This is a genomic window from Flavobacteriales bacterium, assembly GCA_020435415.1.
Taxonomy (GTDB): domain Bacteria; phylum Bacteroidota; class Bacteroidia; order JACJYZ01; family JACJYZ01; genus JACJYZ01.
The window spans coordinates 1-21,923 of record JAGQZQ010000036.1 but is presented as its reverse complement, the minus strand read 5'-3'; the positions used below and the strand labels follow the sequence as shown (position 1 = coordinate 21,923).

The following is a 21,923-nucleotide window of genomic DNA, read 5'->3' as shown; positions in this document are numbered from 1 at the left end:
AATCAGAAGTTGTAACGGGCACCTATACCGAACAGTCCCCAGGAAAAGAACGGGCTGTCATAAACTTCCATGTATAGTTGCGCATCCATATACAATCCGATGGGTACTTCCGGGAAGTTGTATTCAAGACCCAATACCCAGTCTACTCCGGCTTCCCAGCTCTTGCGTTTGGCTACACCTGCTTCCTTGTAAGCCAGATTGGGGTCCGGGTAATACCAATAGGTATACTCTACAGGATACATCCTGACCTGGCCTCCAATTCCGTAGTACCATCTCAATGGATCCGCAAAATCAATGGTACGGTGTTTCAGATAGTGGGCCTGGAGACTCAATGGTATACCGATCTTGGCGTACCGGTAAGCATAGTAACCTTCGGTATATATTTTCTTATTATAGAACCAGGTCTCATAACTGTGGTTGCTGAAACGCAGAAGGCGACCCACGCTAACTTCCACTGCATTATCTCCGAAGTTCGATTTCACACTGATACCGTTGAGATCACCCAAACGGAAACCGATACCGACACCTGGCTGGGCGAAGGATTCCATCGCCATAACTGCCATCAAACCACAAATCAGAAGAATCTTTCTCATATCACTATTTTTTTCAAAGTTAGACGAAGATTTGCGAAGAAACAAGTGTCATTCATTCTTGTCTTTCTCAGTCGTAGCGCGAGGTACGAGCTGATGAATAGATACACCCAGCACGAATATGGTCATGACCAGACCGATAAGGGACCACTTTACCTGCTTTACAATATGATAGAAAGGTGATAAAGCTGCTTCCTGTGAAGGCACAAATATGAGGGCGATGATCAATGGAACAAGGATCATCAGGATGGTGCTGTAGGCTACCCAAAAGCGGGCCTGGCGTTCATGGTCGCCATTAAGGTCCATGATCACATTCCGTATATAATTTCTGAACAGAACGACCACGAGCACACTCAGCATCAACACCACACAGATGCCCAACAGAAACACAAGAACCGATTTTTCCATGGTCATGATCAAAAACTTTAAGGCCTAATTTAGCATTTTCATACGACATGCTTCCCTTCCTCCCCTGCATTGTATCAACGCAAATACATCCATAAAAATGCATACATTTAATCATGGTTCCTTCTATCCTTCGCTTCTTACCAATGCTCCTGTTGTGGCTGCTGAGTGCGTGCCATCCGGGTCGCAAGGCACTTAACCATTCGGGATGCTGCCCTGCCAGCAGCGGAGGGATAACCTCCATTACACTTGTCAAAGAAGGCTGCGGATATGAATGTGCAGAATATACCATTTCCATCCGCTATCCCAATGTAGCTGAACTTACCGGAAAAAAAGGACTGCCCTACATTGGCCGGTTCACCAGGATATTGGAAGATGAGGAAGCAGATTCACTTTGGTCAAAAGTGGACCGGGCTGATCTCTGGTCCATGCAAGACAGTTATCATTTCGATGCAGAGGACACCCAGGCCCGCATCCTGACGGCAGAGGGAACAAAAGGAACCAAGAAAATAAGGTTCAAGATGATGATGCCGCACACCCTTACGGACATCGAGAAATACCTTGACGTGCTTTCACAGAGTGGCGACTGGAAACCATTGCAGGAGTAAGTCGCTTGGAAAAGTGAGACAGCTTGAATATATTAGCTGCATCTCCCCTTAAATCTCACTTCATGAAATCTATCTGCACGACCCTGTTGGTGGTCTGTACTGCTTTTTTTGCACGTAGTCAGGACTTCATTCCCGGAGCGGAATACAACAAAAACATGCCCAATGTTGGCCGGCATCAGCAAGCCTTTGAAGAATGGAAACAGGGCAAGGACCTTTCGAAAGAAAAAGGATGGAAGTGGTACCGCAGGTGGCTTTATGAACAGGAGGTAAGGGCCAATCCTGACGGGAGTTTTGCGGATGAAGGCCTGGCCCTGGAGGAAGCTTCGAAGGCTGCCGCATGGAAGAGTGCATTGCAGGCCTCACGAAAAAATCTGGCCAAGCCCAACTGGATGCCGGTGGGTCCGGATCAGTTCCCGGGAACGGGCATGGGCCGTATCAACTGTGTTACCTTCCACCCCACTGACCCCAATACACTATGGATTGGCGTTGCGCAAGGTGGCGTATGGAAAACCACGAACAACGGCCAGTCATGGACACCCCTGACCGATGACCTGCCGATCCTGAGGATTTCCGATATCGCCCTGGACCCGAATGACGTCAACACCATGTACATTTCTGTAGGTGATTATGGCTACCTGGGTGTAGCACTGAATACTGATAACCGCAAACGACATACCCACTACGGCATCGGCGTATACAAAACAACAGACGGCGGAAGCTCCTGGCAGCCTACAGGACTAACCTTCAATGTGCAGGAGCTGGATGGTTCCCTGACCCGTAGGGTATTTGTCGACCCCGACTCATCACAGAAAGTACTGGCTGCAGGAACATATGGCGTGATGATGTCCCGTGACGGCGGCGCCACCTGGACCCAAAAACTCGACCAGCTCATATGGGATATCGAAAGCGATCCGAACAATCCACACATCTTATTCGCAGCCTCCGGTTTTGTGGGTAAACTGAATAAGGGAAGCGCTGGCGTGTACAGGTCTACAGACTTCGGGGAGACCTGGACACTTTTAAACACCGGTATTCCCGCCACAAATGCCGTGGAAAGAACGGAGGTGGCGGTTGCGCCCTCCAACAGCAACTATGTTTACGCATCCTGCTGTGACGGCGATGGTGCATTTTATGCCTGCTACCGGTCAACCGATGGCGGCAACACCTGGCAACAACGCTCCACCTCGCCCAACCTCTTTACATGGGGAAGCAGTGGCAGCGGTGGACAAGGATGGTACGACGAACTTCTGATGGTGGACCCGGATGACGAAAACAAGGTATTTACCGGCGCTATCTACTGCTGGGGCTCCGACGACGGCGGAAGTACGTGGGACGGTGTCGGCGCCAGTTTTCATGTGGATCTGCACATGTTAAAACACAACCCGGTATCCGGACGCACCTACCTTTGCGCCGATGGCGGCATCTCATGGACCGACGATCTGAAAATAGGTACCTGGAGTCCGCAGAATTTCCCTACGGTATGGAACAACATCAGTTCAGGATTTATCATCACGTCGTTCTACCGCCTGGGACTCAGCGAAAACAATCCGGGCTACATCATCGGCGGTGCACAGGACAACTCCACCTTTTATTACGACAACAACCAATGGGATAATATTTTCGGAGGTGATGGTATGGAAGCCATCATCCACCCGGACAACCCAGGTACCATATATGGCTCATCCCAGGGTGGTGCAATCCGGAGATCTTACAACGGCGGACAAACAAGCAGCAGCATTGTAGGAAGCATCAGTGAAAGCGGCGAGTGGACCACACCATACATTATGGATGCCAATAACCCTAACACCCTGTATGCGGCCTTTGGGAATGTGTGGAAATCCACCAATGCCGGCACAAACTGGTCCAAGATCTCTTCCTTCCCTTCAGCGCCCGGATTTAGCGGACCGAGTCCTGCGTCGGCACTTGGGGTATGTGAACAGGATCCGGCTTACATGTATGTATCCAACCGCATATATCACAGCTCCGGTGCACCCACCAAGGTGAGAATGACCAGCAATGGTGGCTCCAGCTGGACCGACGTTTCAGCCGGACTTCCCGATTCATTGTATTGCACCTACATCACGGTAGATGACACAGTCGGACAAAATGCATGGGCCGTGTTCGGCGGATATGTAAATGGCGTGAAAGTATTCAGGACAACCGATGGTGGAAGCTCATGGACGAACATCTCCCTGAACCTGCCAAACCTGCCGGTAAACTGCATCGAGGAAGACCGGGAATCCTTGCACAATGATATCTACATCGGTATGGACGTGGGTGTGTACCACCTGAACGACACCATGACATCCTGGGAAATGGTCAGCGACGGATTGCCCAACGTGATCATCAGTGAACTGGAAATTCATTATGGAGAGCGTAAAATGTATGCCGCCACTTTCGGGCGGGGATTCTGGAAAACCGACCTGCCTTTAGGCGATCCCACTTCTTCTGAACATCCCAATGCATTTGAAGATGTGGTTGCGCGGATATGGCCTTCTCCCAATCAGGGCAATTTCCAGTTGGAGATCCGGACGGACAAACAGCAAAATTTTGAGATGGAGATTCTTGATATCTCGGGAAGATCCGTCTATCAAAGGGAAGTGAACATGGCCGGACCGGTGCACCGGGAGAATATCCAGGCACCATTATCTCCCGGCTTGTATTTCCTAAAGCTGACCACAGGTAAAAACAGCAGGGCGGTAAAGTTTGTGGTGGAGTAGTTAATGGGCAGGGCAAAAGCTAAAATCACACCCGGCCTTGACATCAAGATTCTGAATGACATAACCGTTACACAGAATCGATCAGGGGAATCTGCAAAATCACCTTCGCACCGGCAACCTCCCCTGATTCGGTCAGCACGTCGCTCGCATCGACCTTAATCTGACTTCCGTATTTTCTGCCGAACGCTTTCGCCCGTTCATTGACTATGTTCATTCCCAGCGAGCTTCTGGTCCTTTGACCGTCGCCATTGGTATACTTTGGGAAACCCACTCCATTATCGGTGATGCAACAATGCAGGCAGCACGATTGACAAATACGAAGCATTGATCGAATGATTTCATTCAAATAACAGCAATTAAACAATGTTCACAGAAAGTTCACATTGATTACTGATACCAAATGAAATGGCTAGAAGAAGCGTTCGGTATTAGAGCAAGGATAAACAAGGGCCAGATGCACATGACTTCACCTGGCGTTCTGCTTTGGCGGGTATACGGTCATTTGCTAAATAAGCACATGTTGTTGAATATACCTGTGTGAGTTTGAGTGCGAGAGGGAAGTAAAAATCAGCGCGGAGGTCATTGCTTTCACTCTTCACGCTCACGCTGATTTTTGTGCCCGGGACTGGACTTCACCCGACGCTGAGCTTTGGGCGATAAACTTCTCGTCCAGTCCTGATTCCAATAAAAAAACCCATGACCGAAATCATGGGTTTATTGCTTCTATGTGGTGCCCGGGACTGGACTCGAACCAGCACGGTCTTGCAACCACCAGCCCCTCAAGCTGGCGTGTCTACCAATTTCACCACCCGGGCATTGAAAAGTTGCGGGATTATTCCCGACATCTTTTTGAGGGACAGCAAAGATAAAAGAAAAAAGCAGAGATTCCGGGGCTATTTATCCATCAACCCGGAAATGATGTCTTCCACTCGCATTCCCTCAGCTTCAGCTTTATAGTTTCTCACGATTCTATGCCGAAGAACAGGGATAGCCACCGCATTGACATCCTCAATATCCGGTGCGAACTTACCTTTCAGCGCTGCATGGCACTTGGCACCGATGATCAGGTTCTGAGATGCCCTGGGACCGGCACCCCATGACAGGTATGCTCTGGCGGAATCATGTGCACCATCCGTTTCAGGACGGGTCTTGGAGACCAAGCCAACAGCATACTCCACCACATTGTCCGTAACCGGAATCTTACGAACGAGATCCTGAATGGCGATGATCTCTTCCCCGGTCAGAACCACTTTTACATCCGACTTCTTGTCCGAGGTCGTAGACTTCACGATGCTGACCTCTTCATCACGCGTGGGGTAATCAAGCCACAAGCTGAACATGAAACGGTCTAGCTGCGCTTCCGGAAGCGGATAAGTTCCCTCCTGCTCAATGGGGTTCTGCGTCGCAAGTACAAAGAAGGGTTGCGCAAGTTCATAACGCTTACCTGCAGCAGTCACAGCTCTTTCCTGCATGGCTTCCAGCAATGCCGCCTGGGTCTTGGGCGGGGTTCTGTTGATCTCATCCGCCAGGATGATATTTGCAAACAGGGGACCTTTGATAAACTTAAACTGACGGGACTCATCCAGAATTTCCGTACCGGTAATATCAGACGGCATCAGGTCAGGCGTAAACTGGATACGCTTGTAAGTTAATCCCAATGCTTGTGAAATGGTATTCACCAATAATGTTTTGGCAAGACCGGGCACCCCCACGAGCAAGGCATGTCCGCGGCTGAAAATGGAGATCAAGACGTCCCGCACAATGTCCTGTTGACCGATGATCACCTTACCGATCTCCTGGTTAAGCGCCTGGTATTTCTGCTGGAGGGCCTTGACAGCCTCTACATTGTTTTGATCTTGCATGGGTAATCTAAATTATCATTCGGCAAACGGATCAATTGACCCAGTTGTTCATAAAGACACAGCTTTTGAACGCATCCGAAATGTGAATATACATATTGTTGCGCTTCTTCTGAATCCAGTCGCTGATGGCATTGGTTTCTTTTTGCGCTTGCGCCATATCCTGAACGCGCTTGTAATCGTCTTTCAGATTCATTTGATGCGGAGATGTTCTCGAACTGAGCTTAACGATACGATAACCTGATTTCCCATCCATGCTTTGCGAAGTGATGGGTTCGGAGATATTCCCGACATCCATTGGGTTTACTGTAAAGGACAAAAGGGGATCCAGCTGATCCATTTCAAACCTGGTGGTACCGGTATTCGGATTAACGATCTTACCTCCGGATTGCTTTGAATCCTCGTCATTCGAAAATTTTAAAACGGCTTCTTCAAAAGTCATTCCTCCGTTTCTAATGACCGTACGGATACTATCCAACTTTACCTGAGATTTCTGAATATCGTCTTCGGATAGTTTAGGTCGCAGCAGAATATGCCTCACATTGATTTGCTCACCTCTCCTTTCAATCAGTTGGATCAGGTGAAAACCGAACTGAGATTCAACAATGTGCGAACACCTCATGCGCTTCAGGCTGTCGATGGATTTATTCATTCGGTTCAGTCGAGCTTCAAGATCTTCCCCTCCCAGCTTCTTCAATTTGGTTAGCTCGGCACTGGCACTGTCCACCATCCGGTTTACCTCATCAATGGGTGTCAATTGAAATGCCACGGCCTCGAACTCGGGAACCAGGTCACCTCTTTGTACAAAGCCTAACTCTCCTCCTTGTTTGTAGGAAGGGTCTTCAGAGTATATCCTGGCAAGGGCAGCGAAAGAGGTAGTGCCCTCCACCACCCTGTCGCGGTAGGAAGTCAGTTTGTCTTTTACTTCCCTTTTTTGATCATCGTTGATTTCGGGATAGAGCACAAGGTGAGAAAGCTCTACCTCCATGTTAATGTATGGCAAACTGTCTTCGGGAATTTCCTTATAGAACTGGCGAACCTCCGACGGACTCACCTTAATATCATTGATGATCTTCCCGCGCATCGTCTGACTCAGGAGCTGTTCTTCGATCAGTTCACGAAACTCATCTTTGATCTCGATGATACTTTTCTCATAATATTCTTCCATCTTTTCCACGGAGCCAATCTGGCGTACAAAGTATGACACCCTCCTGTCCAACTCAGATTCTACCTGTGATGCACTTACGGTTACGCTGTCAATTTTTGCCTGGTTTTTAAGAAGCTTCTGAAAGAGTATATCCTCCAGAATCTGGCAGCGAATATTCCCCGGGGGATCTATGCCTTGTGCCAGCAGTTGCTTGTATTGCTCCTCCAACTCGGACTGCAGAATAATATCATTCCCAACGGTGGCAATAATCTGATTGACCACGACACCTTCATCCTGTGCATGGGCAAAGGTTATGGACAAAGACATAAGGGTTAAGGCGAACCATTTGGCGAAGCGACCGTGACTGATAAAAGGTATGGATAAATTCTTCATAGGGTGATAAACGACTATGGGGTGTAAATTTCAAACTGGTTATTCCGGAGCGCCTCATCGTATAAATCCTTCTCCAGTTTTTCGAGCAATTGAAGTTTCCTTTTGTTGATCAGGATCTCCCTGATCCTTCCTCTTTCATAACCGTAAGGCGAGGGACTTTCCTTGGCACGGAAATCAACAATATTAACAAAGTAAATGAACAGAGAATCCTCCGTTTCAAAAGATCTTTTGCTACGCAGCATATTCACATCTACCGGAATGGCTTTTAACAGTGCTTCCCTATCAAGCCATATGGAGTCATTCAGAAAATAGCTTGATGCGTATTTGAAACAGTGATCTTTAAACGCTTCTTTGTCTTCAGCCTTACCCGATGCATACCACTTTCTGGCCTGGTCAAGGGAAGGTGATGTTTTTTCAAACCGGGCATAGGTAAACTGGGCAATGTCGTCCTGCAATTCAAACTTATCTTTATTGATATCATAATAGGATTGGATTTCCTCCTCGCCTATCAGCGTATCCAGTTTCTGACTTACAAAAGCTCGCTTGTACATATACTGAAGCAGGTCATTGCGGTAATTCCGTATCAGGACTTCCATTTTCGCCACCTGATTCTCATCGAGGTTCAATTCAGCCCTTCTGAGTAAAAGATTTTGCTTGATCCAGTTCCGGACATAACTATTGACGAACGTAATACTATCCTCCGGTAGTGTGCCATCCGGCAACCACTCCCGGACGTCCTCTTCGTATAAGACCTGATCAAATGTTCGTGCGAGCTCCCTGCCCTTTTTATCCGCTTCCGTGGGCTTACCATTACACGCTATGATAAGCACCGGCACCCATAGCATATATATGGGCTTGATAATGGCAAGAAACAGTCGTCCGCTCAAATGATCCATGGATTATTGGATCGTCTTCAGTACTTCCCGGTTTACGTTTACGGGATACTTTTCCTTGAGTGCATTTATCCATTCCTTCTCCAGGTAATCCTGGTAGGCGGCAGTCACCAATCCCTTGGCTTCCTTCAGTGACTTGGGGACCGGGGGATGGATTTTGCGAACGGATACCACCAATATCTTCTCACCGGAAGGTATATTTTCAGACACTCCCTCTGCCCATTTCACCTTTTCCATCCAAGGCTTTTCTGCCTTTTGGAATAACCCGTCGTCTTTCAATGAAACGCTGCCTTTCCCGGCCCCGTTTACTTTTTCCAGAATGGTTGCAGGTGCAGATGAAGGATTTTTCTTCAACGTTGCCCGAAGCAATTTGGCCACATCGGCATTTTCGCATTCGTATGCGCTCGCCTCCATGCGCTCTTGCCACATGAAGTTTGTCTTATTCTTCTCGTAGAAACTTTCAAGACCAGCGGAGTCTTTGACCGCCCTGGACCAAACCATCTTATCCATCATTTCAAACAATAGAATTCCATCGTGGTATTCGGTGACCAGATCGCGAAATTCCGGATACTTCTTTTCCAATCGTTCATTTTCGTATGCAAGGCAAGTTTCATCCACATAGTCCTTGTACAACATATCCATGAATTTTTCCACGGAAATGTTCTTTGGCGCAGGTTTCTGATTGTGCTCCACATACGCTGCAAAATCCATTTGCGTATAAGTTGAGTCGCCCAGCTTAAACAGCGGCTTTTTTAGTTTCGCTGCTTTTTCAGCCGACCACTTTCGCGTAAAGATTGATTCATCGCCCAATTTCTTAACCGGCTCATATGCCTTGGGATATTCTTCAAAAGCATATTCCTTTTTAATCTCCTGTATGCGCGCAGACGTGCTGATCTTAGAACGCTCATCCCTTGCAATCCGCTCCTTTAACTCAGGTTTCACCTTTTCAAAATCAGGCATTTCCTTTCTTTCGAGCAGTTTGATGATGTGCCAACCGTAGGATGTTCTTACCGGTTCACTCACATCGCCCACATTCTTCAACCCTACAACTCCCTGTTCAAATTCGGGCACCATGCGGCCTGTACCAAACCAGGGAAGAACTCCACCTTTTTGTGCTGATCCACCATCGCTGGAATGAAGCTTGGCCATTTGCCCGAAGTCCTTTTCTTCCTTCGTGATCGCTTCGTATATGACGTCTGCCTTTTCCTTTGCACCCTTGATAACTTCAGCGGAAGCATCCTTGGGAACGCCCACCAGAATATGAGCCACCCGGACCTGCCCCATGGCAGGACGTTTGTCCTTAACGTAAATAAGATGATAACCGAAACGTGTCCTGACCGGTTTGGTAACGGTGCCCACTTCGGCATTGTATGCTGCATTCTCAAAATTGTAAACCAGGGTGAGTGCGCTGAATGTAATGTCTTCCTTAATTGTATTTCCGGAAGTATCTGCATTTACTGCGGTCTGGGCTACGCGGTCAAATGCTTCATGTTTACCATTGATCTGCTTGTACAGGCTTAATGCCTTGTTGTAGGCAATCAGGGTGTCCTGCGGTTTCGGGTAACGATCCGTTTTGATCAGCAGGTGACTGACGGACAAATCCCATTTGGATCTTTCGTACGCTTCTTTAATCAGTTTCTCAGTGACCTCATTATCCGTCAGGTAAGGTTTGGCCAGTTGTTCCCGGTATCCCCTGAGTTCATCCTGAAAGTTTGTAGCTGTATCCATACCCTCTGCCATCGCCTCGGTGACCTTCAGTTTGAAATTGATAAACAGGTTCAGGTATTCATCGATGGAAGTTTCATTGTCGCTTCCTTTGGGATTGTTCTTCCGGTAGATCCGTTCGAATTCGGACTTCATAACCTGGCCGTCTCCAACGGTCATCAGCAATGCGTCACTTTCCTGCGCCAAAAGAACATTCGCGCCCAGAACAAATAATGAAATAAAGATAGAGGCTTTCATGAGTAATTAAGGTTTTGCAAAAGTGAGGCGCCAAAATTAAGTAAAAGCCCGGTATCGATCAATGGCTCGTCGGTCAAATACTTAGCGACTATAATTCGGCGCTTCACGTGTGATAATTATATCGTGCGGATGACTTTCCTGAACACCAGCGGAGGTGATGCGGATAAATTTCGCCTGTTGAAGAGCCTGAATATTGGCAGCACCGCAGTAACCCATTCCAGCCTTCAACCCTCCGATGTACTGGTAGATTACTTCAGTTAATGTGCCTTTATACGGAACACGCCCCACAATCCCTTCAGGAACCAATTTCTTAATATCGTCTTCAACATCCTGGAAGTAGCGGTCTTTGGATCCTTGCTGCATCGCTTCAATGGAACCCATGCCACGGTAGGTTTTGAACCGCCTTCCCTCATATATGATGGTTTCACCGGGAGATTCTTCAACGCCGGCAAATATCGAACCGGCCATGACAGAGTCTGCTCCTGCCGCCAATGCCTTTACAATATCTCCGGTAAAACGGATTCCGCCATCTGCAATGACAGGAATGCCCGTACCCCGCAATGCCTTCGCCGCCTGATATACGGCGGTTAGTTGTGGAACACCAACTCCTGCAATAATTCGCGTCGTACATATGGAACCGGGGCCAACACCCACTTTCACCGCATTTACTCCGGCATCGGCCAGGGCTTTGGCGCCTTCCCCGGTAGCAATGTTTCCGGCGATTATTTGAAGGTCAGGGAACTTTGCCCTTATTTGCTTTACGGTATTAAGCACACCAGCTGAATGGCCGTGAGCGGTATCTATCGCAACAGCATCAACACCGGATGCACATAACGCTTCTACCCTGTCAAAGGTATCCGCCGTCACACCCACGGCAGCTGCCACCCTTAGGCGCCCCAGATGATCTTTGCAGGCACCCGGACGTGCTTTAAACTTAATGATATCTTTATATGTGATCAATCCTACCAGCTTAAAAGAAGCATCAACCACCGGAAGTTTTTCGATCTTGTGAGCTTGCAAAATATCTTCTGCTTTGGCCAGATCAGTGACACCTTCGGTTGTTACCAGACTATCCCGGGTCATCACCTCGTCGATCTTCCTGTCAAGATCCTTCTCAAAACGAAGATCCCTGTTCGTCACAATTCCAACCAGTAGGTTGTCTTCATTAACCACAGGAATACCACCGATCTTATTCTCCTTCATGATCTGAAGCGCATCCCTGACAAGGGCACCCTCGTGAAGGGTGATCGGGTCATAAATCATTCCGCTTTCGGAACGTTTGACCTTTCTGACCTCTTCCGCCTGACGCTGGATGGTCATATTCTTATGCAGCACACCTATTCCCCCTTCCTGTGCCAATGCAATGGCCATGACGGATTCTGTCACCGTGTCCATAGCGGAAGAAACGATGGGTACATTGATTCGGATATCACTGGTAAACCTGGTGGAAATATCAACCTCCCGGGGCAGTACTTCCGAATAGGCAGGCATCAGCAATACATCATCGTATGTTAATCCTTCATTAGAAAACTTATCGTCGGGGGAAGCCATAGTCATGCATTTATGGCTGACAAAAGTATGAAATTATTCAAGACGAAATGCTTTTCAAAAATGATGAAGTGGCTGGAAAAAGAATGTTGGCCAAGGGGGGAAAAAGAAAAGAGCGTTCATTACGGAACGCTCCCCTCTACCGACCCATGGTCTAATGTAAGCACACCACACCTACTCCTTGGGCTCTACTCAAAATCTGTTGTTTCTAAAATTGCATGGACCAGATATCAACGTACGGGCGAAAGTACGGGGCTTCAGCGGATGAGGTCCTGGACTTTTTATGCCTGGCAATTTCCTGCCGATTCACATACCTGGTCTTGGTTCCGCTCATGTTTTTTACTGTTCCGGATAATCCAACATCCCGCATAATCCTGGTGGCTACCTGAAAATCCCTGTCAGGGACCTGCAGAACTTTCTGCCTTTTCTGACTCTTCATTAACCGGCGAACTGCATTCTCCATGAGTACCCGACTCCCGCTGGTGATCACCTCTACTTCCCGGTTCTTTCTCTGCTTTAATTGCTTGTTACTTTCCATGGTTACTTTAAAATGGTCAATAGATCAGTTACGGTCTATGAGGATGCACAAAATAATTCTCATGTTTGGGAGATGGTGCAATTTCAGAAGTCACAAATGCAGTTCAAAACAAGATTATTGCATACTTTACATTCGAATTAACTTAAATATTTAATCAATATATTGACTACAAAGTATTTATGTAATACTTTTATTACATGTCACGAACGACCTCAGATCATCTGTACGAACTAATACAGGCGTTAAGTCATACAGAATTTTCATTTATCCGTCGGAAACTTAGCAGTAATCGCAGCAGCCAAAGTGCGCACGAGACCTTGTTTAACGCCATGCGTTCCGCAGACGAAAACGATGAAGATCTGTTCAAAGCATCAGTAAAAAACATCGCACATTATTCCAGGTTAAAACACTACCTCTACCACGAAACACTAAATAATTTACAGGATTACCACATGGAAAGCACGGTGGAGACACAACTACAAAGTCTCCTCCATAATATTGACATACTCACGGAAAGGTCATTGCTGGATCAGGCAACCATACAATTGCGAAAAGCAAAGAAAATAGCCCTGCGTTATGAAAAGTTCATGATGCTGCTGAATTTGATCGACATTGAAAAACGCATGATATCCAATGTGATCAATGAGGAGCAACTTATTAAACTTGAGCAGGAAGAACAGAATACATTGGACCGGATCCAGGAGATTATCAAATACCAGAATTTGTCTTACCGGGTATTTCACATATACCGCCTGACCCTTTCCCAAACGGACAATGATGGAAAACGCAAAACCCAGGAACTGATTGAACGTTACTTATCTGATTCAAACCCAACACCTCAGTCCTTCCTGGCCCACCGCCACCGTTTACATTGTACCAGCATTGCCTATGTGGCCTTAAAAGACTACGAACGAGCGTTTGAGTTCCGTGCCAGCGAACTGGCATTGTTCGAAGCCAATGATCATATGATTGGAGAATACCTGCGAATGTACCAGGTTGGTCTCAACAACATTCTTGAGCTGTGTAATTTCCTGCTGAAGAACGAGGAATTTATGGTTTACACAAAGAAACTAAGGGATATTCTTGACCATCCCGGCTACCACCACACACCTTTTCAAAAAGACCATCTGTTTGCCTCCATTCATGAAAACGTATTGTCGTGGCATGTTGACCGTGGAGAATTCGACAAGGCCATCACACATATTGAGGCAATGGATATCGAGGCGGTAGAACGGCTCCCTTATCCATATCAATTAAAGAAACGAAGCATCTATTTTTATATGGCCATGGCCTATTTTGGCATCAGAGCGTATTCCGAAGCGTTGAAGTGGGTCAATCAGGTACTTAACCAACCTGGCGAGAACCTCGATAGCAATATTTTGAGTTCCGCCCGGTTACTCAATATCTTGATTCACCTGGAACTAAACAACATGGACCTTGTGGACAGCGAAATCCGCAATTACCAATATTACCTCAAAAAGAAAAAGAGCCCGCTAAAGTCGGAATTACTTCTGATACAATTTATCAAACTATTAAATGATGCCAGCGACTTACACGAATTGCAGGAAAAATTCTCCTCGCTGCAATCCCAACTGGACACACTGAAGGATGAAAACGACGAAGCATGGTTTATGCATCTTTCAAAATTACCCGTTTGGCTGGAAAGACGCGTCGTAAAGAATACACACCAAAGCCGAAGTTAAAATCAGAGGAGGGAAATCCACCTGTGGTCATGTCCGTCTTCAACGCGCAGGAATCAAAAAGGCAATATCGCCTGTTTCCCGGTCCGGCGGAACGACTGAAGTAAGGCCTATGATTAACCGCCGTTGCCAGGCGCCTCTATTCACATGACCCACTTCTAATGTCAAGCAACCCAGTGGCCGTAGGTAAGTGAGGTTGCTAACACCCCGTGTGGTTGGATGGTGGTTGGATGCACCGCCGTTAAAGGACCTAAAACAGCACTCCTCATCGGAATCACCACAGGTGGATATAGAAAAAATGTTCTTCGTTTATCCCGAAATATTTCAAAGAATTTCTGCCGACTTATGACGACGAATGAGAAAAAATCAACAAGAAAAAGTATTACATGCCACTAATGATCCAAAACTAAGATGCCCCCCATCATATAAAAAACGATATTTTCATTATTTTTACATGTTTAAAAGACATATATCATTCATATTAATCTGTATATGTGTTTATTAAAAACAAATAAATAACCTATTTCATTTACAAATTGAAGATTTTCAACAAAGGACGACGGAGAACAACGCAACTGTAGGTAAAAACCAGGTCATCGCCCATGCCACGAACGGTTTCAAATGACTTATTCGACCTTATCCGGTCCATGAGCAGGAATGAAAAGATTTATTTTAAAAGGTATGCAAAACGGCATGCGGATAACCACAACAATAATTATATCCGGCTATTCGACCTGATCGATGAGCAACCTGAATACAATGAACAAAAGCTGGCCGCCAGAGGGTTTCCAAAGGATGGCCTCGCCAGGACCAAAAACTATCTTCACAAAACCATTCTTGAAACCCTGCAGAACTATCATGCGGAAAACAAGGTGGAAACCATCCTGAAGAACCAGCTCGCACAGGTTCAGATTCTGTTTGAAAAAACCCTCTTTGACCAGGCCGGAAAACTGGTGGTAAAAACCAAAAAACTGGCATCGGAATACGATGAATTTCCGGTTCTGCTCGAAGCGTTAAAATGGGAAATTCGCTTATATGGAAACGATCTCAACTTCAAGCGGATCGAACGTATCAATGCCGAACAGAAGAAGATCATCGACAAGTTCAATGAGTTTCTGGAAATGGAAAGCTTATCAAACATCATGTTCGGAATCTTTCGCAGTGAGGGGTACACCGGAAAAAAGGTTGTCCTTGACCGCATAGAACAGATCATTCAACACCCACGTTTGCAGGAGAGCGAACACAAACTCACCTCTTTCCTGAGCGTTCAGCATTACCACTCTGTTTTTGGCTTGTACCACTTTATCACCGGCAACTTTCAACAAGCCTATGAGTACAGGTTAAAGAAGGTCAGTGCTTTCGATGCGCAGCCCAAGTATATTACGGAATATTTCCAGCGATACTGGCGATCCATCTTCGAAGCATGTGCACTATGTTCCCTTTTATATAAAGAAGATGAATTCAACAGACTGCTAACCAAACTCCGGCATGTACTTTCTGCCTATCAAAAATCAATATCAAGGGAAACACATGCCCTAATCGAGCAGTTCATTTTCATTTACCAGCTACAATTTTACAACCATCAGGGCTCGTTTGAAAAAGCACACGACTGCATTATAAATCAGTATCCCCATTTGAAGAAGTCAGAAACCATGCTGGGAAAGGCCGATAGCATGACCATCCTGAACCTTCTGGCCAGAGCCTATTTCGGTCATGGCAAGTTTCATGAATCCCTGAAAACAGTCCAACTGATCCTCAATCAGTCTGAACAGGATATCCCGGTAAACATTTACACCATGGCAAGGATCATCAAGTTGCTTTGCCTTTATGAGATACAGCAATACGACCTTCTTGATTCTCTCATGCGCTCTACCCTTTATCACTATGAAAAGAAGCGGTCAGACTTCAAACTGGAATTAACCATTATCCGCTATCTGCAAAGCCTGACATCATCACCCGACTCAAAGGCCCGGTCAAAGGTGCTCATGGAGATGAGATCAGACCTGCTCAAACTTAAGACGGAACCACACCAGTTCTTCTCTTTCCATGACTTCGATTTTATTGCCTGGGTAGATGCGCAATCAGGCCATGAAACATTTGGCGAGATCGTACGTCAAAATGTTAGGGTTGCCGCTGACAAGTCCTGACTTTCCGGTCACCCTGGAACATTCACTTCTTTTTTTATCTTTGCCTATCCCCACTTTGTGACAACAACGAATAACGATTTTTGGAACTATGGCGAAGAAAGCTGGAACGAAAAAGGATACCCGCGAAACCCACCTGTCTTTTGACGAATTCAAATATGCTGTCCTTAACGATTACCGAATTGCAAATGAAAGCCGCCAGGCTAGCATCCTCGGACGAAGGGAAGTCTTAACAGGCAAAGCCAAGTTTGGAATATTCGGAGACGGCAAGGAGGTGGCACAGCTGGCCATGGCCAAGCAGTTCCAACCCGGAGATTTCAGGTCGGGTTATTACCGCGATCAAACATTTATGATGGCCTGCGGGCTTCTCACCCTTGAAGCCTACTTCGCTCAATTGTATGCCAACACTGACCCCAGAGAAGAACCTGCATCCGCAGGACGTTCGATGACCGGACACTTTGCCACCCGGAACCTGAATGAGGACGGAACCTGGAAAGACCTTACCCAACAGAGAAATTCCTCTGCCGACATTTCACCCACGGCATCCCAGATGCCCAGGTTACTTGGTCTGGCTCAAGCCTCCAAACTCTTTCGAAATAACAACTCCCTGCACGCTTATCATCAATTTTCAAAGCAGGGCAATGAAGTCGCCTTCGGCACCATTGGGGATGCCAGCACATCGGAAGGTTTGTTTTTTGAAACCATCAATGCAGCAGGAGTACTCCAGGTACCAATGGCTGTTTCTGTCTGGGATGATGGATACGGAATATCCGTACCCAAGAAATACCAGACAACCAAAGAAAGCATCTCTGAAATACTACAGGGATTTCAAAGGGATAGCAAGTCTGCAGGTTACGAGCTCTTTAAGACCAGAGGCTGGGACTATCCGCATCTCTGTGAGACTTACGAAAAAGCCATTGGCATCTGTCGTGAGGAACATGTCCCCGTATTAATTCACGTTGAAGAGGTCACACAGCCACAAGGCCACTCCACCTCCGGATCGCACGAACGATATAAGTCAAAAGAACGCCTCTCATGGGCAGAGGAGTTCGATTGCATTAAAAAAATGAGGGAGTGGATCATCGAATCCGCCATTGCCACGGACGAGGAGCTACAGGAGATTGAGAAAACCGCGCTAAAAACGGCACGGAATGCGAAGAACACCGCATGGGAACGCTTCCAGGCACCCATTCGCAAAGAGCGCGAAGAGCTCCTTCCACTACTCAACCAACTGGCATCACACAGCGCCAACGGCGCCTTCATCCACAAACTAAGGGATGAACTTGTTGCCACACACGAGCCTGAAAGAAGGCACCTTTCTGCAGTCGCGAAAAAAGCCTTGCGCCTGGTAGCCGGTGAAGAAAACGCCGGTCGTCAGAAGTTGATCCAATGGCTGCGAAACGCACAATTGGAAAACTTTGACCGGTACGGATCATACCTATACAGTCAGAGTGATGAGTCCGCCCTACTCGTTGAAGAAGTTCAACCAACTTACGATGATGATGCACCGCTTGTAGACGGGCGGGAATTACTAAAGGAAAATTTTGACAAGCAGTTCGAAAAGAACCCGTTGATTGTAGCTTTCGGAGAGGACGTTGGGCAATTAGGGGGTGTAAACCAGGCCTTTGAAGGACTACAACTGAAATACGGTGAAGACCGGATCATGGACACCGGTATTCGCGAAGCAACCATTCTCGGACAAGGTGTGGGATTGGCCATGAGAGGTCTCAGACCAATTGCCGAAATCCAATACCTTGACTACCTCTTATATGCACTTCAGATCATCAGCGATGACCTGGCAACACTTTTGTGGAGAACCAAAGGTGGGCAAAAAGCTCCGGTTATCATCCGCACCAGGGGCCATCGCCTCGAAGGAATATGGCATGCCGGATCGCCCATGGGTACGATCATTCACTCTTTCCGTGGCGTGAACGTTTGTGTACCACGGGACATGACACAGGCAGCCGGATTTTACAATACCATTCTGAAATCCGATGAGCCCGCTCTGATCATCGAACCCCTGAACGGTTATCGCATGAAGGAACGGCTTCCTTCCAATCCGGGAGAATTTACCGTTCCACTAGGTGTCCCCGCCATTTTGCAGGAAGGGTCCGACGTGACGATCGTAACGTATGGCCCCCTCTGCCGGATCGCTATGCAAGCCGCAAAACATTTGGCCAATACAGGCATCAGCTGTGAGATCATCGATGTACAAACACTGTTACCTTTTGATGTAAACCAGTCCATCGTTGAATCACTCAAAAAAACCAATCGCATTCTTTTCCTTGACGAAGATGTGCCAGGCGGCGCCTCAGCCTATTTAATGCAGCAGGTATTGGAAGACCAGGGAGGTTACAACTACCTGGACTCAAAGCCGGTAACACTGGCAGCTAAGGCCCACCGCACCGCTTATGGCTCTGATGGCGATTACTTCTCCAAGCCGAATGAAGAAGATATTTTCGATGCGGTATACACCATGATGCACGAATCAGACCCGGAGCAATTCCCGTCATTGTATTAGCAATCATAACGTAAATACCATCCTTACCACCGGACCTTCATGACCAGAATCACAGAATCCTCTTCCCGGTTCGATGACCTGGAAAAAATGTCGGTCCATGAGATTCTGACCGGAATCAACAAGGAAGACCATGTCGTTGCCGATGCCGTTGAAAAAGCTATCCCCGAAATTGAACGGTTGGTGGAAGCGGTTCTTGTGAATATGCAAAACGGCGGGCGTCTTTTCTACCTGGGCGCAGGTACCAGCGGCAGGTTAGGCATCGTTGATGCGTCAGAATGCCCCCCTACTTTCGGTGTAAATCATGGCCTGGTGATCGGCTTGATCGCAGGCGGTGATCAGGCTATCAGAAAGGCCGTAGAGTTTGCAGAGGATAACGCAGAAGGTGGCTGGAAGGACCTGTTATCACATAATGTCACAACCTCTGATTCCGTCATTGGCATCGCAGCATCCGGCACCACACCTTACGTGGTTGGCGCCATGAAACACTGCAATCAAAATGGCATACTGACAGGCGGTATTACCTGTAACCCGGACAGTCCGCTGGCCAATGAAGCACGCTATCCGGTAGTGCTGAATGTTGGACCCGAATTCGTCACCGGAAGCACCAGAATGAAAAGCGGTACCGCACAGAAACTCACCCTCAACATGATCTCCACCGCACTGATGATACGCCTTGGCAGAGTAAAAGGCAACCGCATGGTAGATATGCAACTGAGCAATGATAAACTTTGGGAACGTGGAATACGTATGCTTAAGGAAGGATTGGGGTGCAATGAAACCGAAGCGCGCCAATTGCTCGTAAAATACGGAAGTGTGCGCGCCGCTTTGGATGCCACACAGAAAAAATGATGACCCGCACAAATGCATACGCTCGAACCATACTTCAACTGGCGTAACCTCTACATTGCAGATGAAGATCCCCGCTCTCCGTTTTATGACCGGGAATACTCAGAGTTCGAATACTCACAAACCATCTACAATCACTACATTCACCCGCAGTGGGATAACATCGGCTCCCCTACACTGTACATCAAGATTTTGTTTGCCGACTACGAAGAAGGCTTTGCAATCATTGAACTTATCGGAGAGTGGAATGACTGTCTTTACAACGACATCATGACATTAAAACGAGACATCATAGAACACCTCAGCAGTGAAGGCATTAACAAATACATCCTCATCGGTGAAAATGTGCTGAACTTCCATGCCTCGGACGACTGTTACTATGAGGAGTGGTTTGATGATGTGGAAGATGGCTGGATCGCCATGGTTAATTTCAGGGAACATGTGCTGGACGAATTTCGCCGATATAACATCGATTCGTATTTTGTCATGGGAGGCCAACTCAATCAGACCGACTGGCGCACCTACGACCCCGTCCAGCTATACGGCATTATTGAAAGCTTCGTACAGCGAAGGATCAGCATTGCCTGAGGCCCGATACCCGCTCAAAATATTACCTTTGGGCAAAAAAAAGATGATTTCCCCAAACGACCCATCCCTTGCATCCTGGATCAAAGTAGATAAAGAGAGTGATTTCCCGATTCAGAATATTCCTTTCGGTATTTGTCATACCCAAAAGGATTCAGCTCCAAGACCCTGCACCCGCATAGGAGACACGGTTATTGACCTCAGGGCACTCGCCGGTCTGGGATATCTGAGTAATTGTGACGTTGATCTCTCAATCTTCGACCAACCCAACCTGAATGCCTTCTTTGATTGCGGGCGCCCCTCCATTTCCAGAGTCAGAAATGCACTTTCCGTATTATTCCGCGAAGGCAGCACCGCCCTGAAGGATCATCCGGATCACATTCAGAAAGTTTGCATTCCTGTTGAACAAACGGTAGCCGATCTGCCCGTAAAGATCGGAGACTACACCGATTTCTACAGCAGCATCGAACATGCGACCAACATAGGAAAGATGTTCCGCGACCCGGCAAATGCCCTGCTTCCAAACTGGAAACACATCCCCGTTGGTTATCACGGCAGATCCTCATCCATCATTGTATCCGAACAGCCCATACACCGTCCGAAAGGTCAGTACAAAGCCGATGAGGATACACTCCCCTCTTTCGGCCCTTGCCGTCTCCTGGATTTCGAACTGGAAACCGCTTTTATCACATGCACCCCGAACCAATTGGGCCAGTCCATTACCACAGGCCAGGCACCTGAGCATATTGTAGGATTTGTATTATTCAACGACTGGTCCGCCCGGGACATTCAGAAATGGGAATACGTCCCCCTCGGTCCCTTTCTTTCCAAAAATTTTGCCTCCTCCATCTCGCCCTGGGTGGTAACACTGGACGCCCTGGAACCTTTCCGTGTAAGCGGACCCGAACAAGACCCACCCGTTCTTCCCTATCTACGTTACACCGGTAAGTGGCATTATGACATCGGCCTTGAAGTGCTGATCCAACCTGAAGGCGGCGAACCAACAAGGGTTTCCGAATCCAACTTTAAATATATGTATTGGAATATTTGTCAACAATTGGCCCATCATACGGTCAACGGCTGCAACATTCAAACGGGAGACATGTATGGTTCGGGCACCATCAGCGGCGCTGATCAATCTTCCCTCGGTTCTATGATGGAGATCACCTGGCGCGGCACCCGTCCGGTAAAGATGAGCGACGGCACCGAAAGAAAATTCATCCAGGACAATGATACGGTGATCATCCGCGGTCACGCAGTAAAGGATGGCGTTCGCATCGGTTTCGGAGAAGTGAAAACTAAAGTATTGCCAGCGAATTAGTACTGAGTAGTTAGTAGATAGTCCTTAGTTAACGGTAACCTGAATCTCCCCTACTAACTACTAACTACTAACGCGTTGACCACTTAGGCATGTTGAAAAGAATGTTGAGAATCGGGCAAAAAAAAGTCGTGCAAACAACTGAA

General features: G+C 47.3%; 17 protein-coding genes and 1 tRNA gene. 8 read left to right on the top strand and 10 right to left on the bottom strand.

The window, feature by feature from the left end; genetic code table 11:
- Window positions 1–2: 2 nt before the first annotated feature.
- Window positions 3–593, bottom strand: a complete 591-nt coding sequence (locus KDD36_07760; protein ID MCB0396532.1) for a hypothetical protein — start codon at window positions 591–593, stop codon at window positions 3–5.
- A gap of 48 nt (window positions 594–641) precedes the next feature.
- Window positions 642–1,004 carry a hypothetical protein gene (locus KDD36_07755; protein MCB0396531.1) on the bottom strand — a complete coding sequence of 121 codons (363 nt, stop codon included), beginning with the start codon at window positions 1,002–1,004 and terminating at the stop codon, window positions 642–644.
- 107 nt (window positions 1,005–1,111) lie between these two features.
- Here KDD36_07755 and KDD36_07750 point away from each other — a divergent pair, with 107 nt between their 5' ends.
- Both KDD36_07750 and KDD36_07745 read left to right on the top strand, forming a co-directional pair.
- Entirely contained in the window at window positions 1,112–1,603 is a 492-nt protein-coding gene (locus tag KDD36_07750; GenBank protein ID MCB0396530.1) for a hypothetical protein, read from the top strand.
- A gap of 62 nt (window positions 1,604–1,665) precedes the next feature.
- Window positions 1,666–4,323 carry a T9SS type A sorting domain-containing protein gene (locus KDD36_07745; GenBank protein MCB0396529.1) on the top strand — a complete coding sequence of 886 codons (2,658 nt, stop codon included), beginning with the start codon at window positions 1,666–1,668 and terminating at the stop codon, window positions 4,321–4,323.
- Between the two features lie 67 nt (window positions 4,324–4,390).
- On the opposite strand, the gene KDD36_07740 is transcribed toward KDD36_07745, so the two are convergent.
- The 8 genes from KDD36_07740 to KDD36_07705 form a co-directional block, all read right to left on the bottom strand.
- Window positions 4,391–4,648 carry a hypothetical protein gene (locus KDD36_07740; protein ID MCB0396528.1) on the bottom strand — a complete coding sequence of 86 codons (258 nt, stop codon included), beginning with the start codon at window positions 4,646–4,648 and terminating at the stop codon, window positions 4,391–4,393.
- Window positions 4,649–5,051: 403 nt separating this feature from the next.
- Window positions 5,052–5,138 (bottom strand) — tRNA-Leu (locus tag KDD36_07735).
- A gap of 78 nt (window positions 5,139–5,216) precedes the next feature.
- Complete coding sequence (locus tag KDD36_07730) at window positions 5,217–6,185, bottom strand: MoxR family ATPase (GenBank protein ID MCB0396527.1); 969 nt, start codon at window positions 6,183–6,185, stop codon at window positions 5,217–5,219.
- Window positions 6,186–6,216: 31 nt separating this feature from the next.
- On the bottom strand, window positions 6,217–7,650 hold the full coding sequence (locus KDD36_07725; GenBank protein MCB0396526.1) for a peptidylprolyl isomerase: 1,434 nt from the start codon (window positions 7,648–7,650) through the stop codon (window positions 6,217–6,219).
- Between the two features lie 86 nt (window positions 7,651–7,736).
- Window positions 7,737–8,618: a hypothetical protein gene (locus tag KDD36_07720; protein ID MCB0396525.1), complete on the bottom strand. Its 882-nt coding sequence runs from the start codon at window positions 8,616–8,618 to the stop codon at window positions 7,737–7,739.
- Window positions 8,619–8,621: 3 nt separating this feature from the next.
- Window positions 8,622–10,577, bottom strand: a complete 1,956-nt coding sequence (locus tag KDD36_07715) for a peptidylprolyl isomerase (GenBank protein ID MCB0396524.1) — start codon at window positions 10,575–10,577, stop codon at window positions 8,622–8,624.
- An 81-nt stretch (window positions 10,578–10,658) separates the two neighbouring features.
- Window positions 10,659–12,128, bottom strand: a complete 1,470-nt coding sequence (gene guaB / locus KDD36_07710; GenBank protein MCB0396523.1) for an IMP dehydrogenase — start codon at window positions 12,126–12,128, stop codon at window positions 10,659–10,661.
- Between the two features lie 205 nt (window positions 12,129–12,333).
- Window positions 12,334–12,663, bottom strand: a complete 330-nt coding sequence (locus tag KDD36_07705) for a hypothetical protein (protein ID MCB0396522.1) — start codon at window positions 12,661–12,663, stop codon at window positions 12,334–12,336.
- 197 nt (window positions 12,664–12,860) lie between these two features.
- Here KDD36_07705 and KDD36_07700 point away from each other — a divergent pair, with 197 nt between their 5' ends.
- The 6 genes from KDD36_07700 (at window position 12,861) to fahA (ending at window position 21,780) form a co-directional block, all read left to right on the top strand.
- Window positions 12,861–14,366, top strand: coding sequence for a hypothetical protein (locus KDD36_07700; GenBank protein MCB0396521.1), 1,506 nt, complete (start codon window positions 12,861–12,863; stop codon window positions 14,364–14,366).
- A 599-nt stretch (window positions 14,367–14,965) separates the two neighbouring features.
- Window positions 14,966–16,510 carry a hypothetical protein gene (locus KDD36_07695; GenBank protein ID MCB0396520.1) on the top strand — a complete coding sequence of 515 codons (1,545 nt, stop codon included), beginning with the start codon at window positions 14,966–14,968 and terminating at the stop codon, window positions 16,508–16,510.
- Between the two features lie 88 nt (window positions 16,511–16,598).
- The gene (locus tag KDD36_07690; protein ID MCB0396519.1) at window positions 16,599–19,028 is read left to right on the top strand and encodes a transketolase; all 2,430 of its coding nucleotides are present in this window, start codon (window positions 16,599–16,601) and stop codon (window positions 19,026–19,028) included.
- A gap of 39 nt (window positions 19,029–19,067) precedes the next feature.
- Window positions 19,068–19,877: an N-acetylmuramic acid 6-phosphate etherase gene (gene murQ / locus KDD36_07685; protein ID MCB0396518.1), complete on the top strand. Its 810-nt coding sequence runs from the start codon at window positions 19,068–19,070 to the stop codon at window positions 19,875–19,877.
- A 12-nt stretch (window positions 19,878–19,889) separates the two neighbouring features.
- On the top strand, window positions 19,890–20,462 hold the full coding sequence (locus tag KDD36_07680; GenBank protein ID MCB0396517.1) for a hypothetical protein: 573 nt from the start codon (window positions 19,890–19,892) through the stop codon (window positions 20,460–20,462).
- A gap of 43 nt (window positions 20,463–20,505) precedes the next feature.
- Window positions 20,506–21,780: a fumarylacetoacetase gene (fahA, locus tag KDD36_07675; GenBank protein MCB0396516.1), complete on the top strand. Its 1,275-nt coding sequence runs from the start codon at window positions 20,506–20,508 to the stop codon at window positions 21,778–21,780.
- Window positions 21,781–21,923: the final 143 nt, after the last annotated feature.

Excerpts from the sequence above, each read along its gene's own strand:
- KDD36_07690 (MCB0396519.1), top strand. The coding sequence starts at position 16,599 with ATGGCGAAGAAAGCTGGAACGAAAAAGGATACCCGCGAAACCCACCTG.
- fahA (MCB0396516.1), top strand. The coding sequence starts at position 20,506 with ATGATTTCCCCAAACGACCCATCCCTTGCATCCTGGATCAAAGTAGAT.
- KDD36_07730 (MCB0396527.1), bottom strand. The coding sequence starts at position 6,185 with ATGCAAGATCAAAACAATGTAGAGGCTGTCAAGGCCCTCCAGCAGAAA.
- guaB (MCB0396523.1), bottom strand. The coding sequence starts at position 12,128 with ATGGCTTCCCCCGACGATAAGTTTTCTAATGAAGGATTAACATACGAT.
- KDD36_07705 (MCB0396522.1), bottom strand. The coding sequence starts at position 12,663 with ATGGAAAGTAACAAGCAATTAAAGCAGAGAAAGAACCGGGAAGTAGAG.
- KDD36_07680 (MCB0396517.1), top strand. The coding sequence starts at position 19,890 with ATGCATACGCTCGAACCATACTTCAACTGGCGTAACCTCTACATTGCA.
- KDD36_07740 (MCB0396528.1), bottom strand. The coding sequence starts at position 4,648 with ATGCTTCGTATTTGTCAATCGTGCTGCCTGCATTGTTGCATCACCGAT.
- KDD36_07760 (MCB0396532.1), bottom strand. The coding sequence starts at position 593 with ATGAGAAAGATTCTTCTGATTTGTGGTTTGATGGCAGTTATGGCGATG.
- KDD36_07755 (MCB0396531.1), bottom strand. The coding sequence starts at position 1,004 with ATGACCATGGAAAAATCGGTTCTTGTGTTTCTGTTGGGCATCTGTGTG.
- KDD36_07695 (MCB0396520.1), top strand. The coding sequence starts at position 14,966 with ATGCCACGAACGGTTTCAAATGACTTATTCGACCTTATCCGGTCCATG.
- KDD36_07720 (MCB0396525.1), bottom strand. The coding sequence starts at position 8,618 with ATGGATCATTTGAGCGGACGACTGTTTCTTGCCATTATCAAGCCCATA.
- KDD36_07750 (MCB0396530.1), top strand. The coding sequence starts at position 1,112 with ATGGTTCCTTCTATCCTTCGCTTCTTACCAATGCTCCTGTTGTGGCTG.
- KDD36_07745 (MCB0396529.1), top strand. The coding sequence starts at position 1,666 with ATGAAATCTATCTGCACGACCCTGTTGGTGGTCTGTACTGCTTTTTTT.
- KDD36_07715 (MCB0396524.1), bottom strand. The coding sequence starts at position 10,577 with ATGAAAGCCTCTATCTTTATTTCATTATTTGTTCTGGGCGCGAATGTT.
- KDD36_07700 (MCB0396521.1), top strand. The coding sequence starts at position 12,861 with ATGTCACGAACGACCTCAGATCATCTGTACGAACTAATACAGGCGTTA.
- murQ (MCB0396518.1), top strand. The coding sequence starts at position 19,068 with ATGACCAGAATCACAGAATCCTCTTCCCGGTTCGATGACCTGGAAAAA.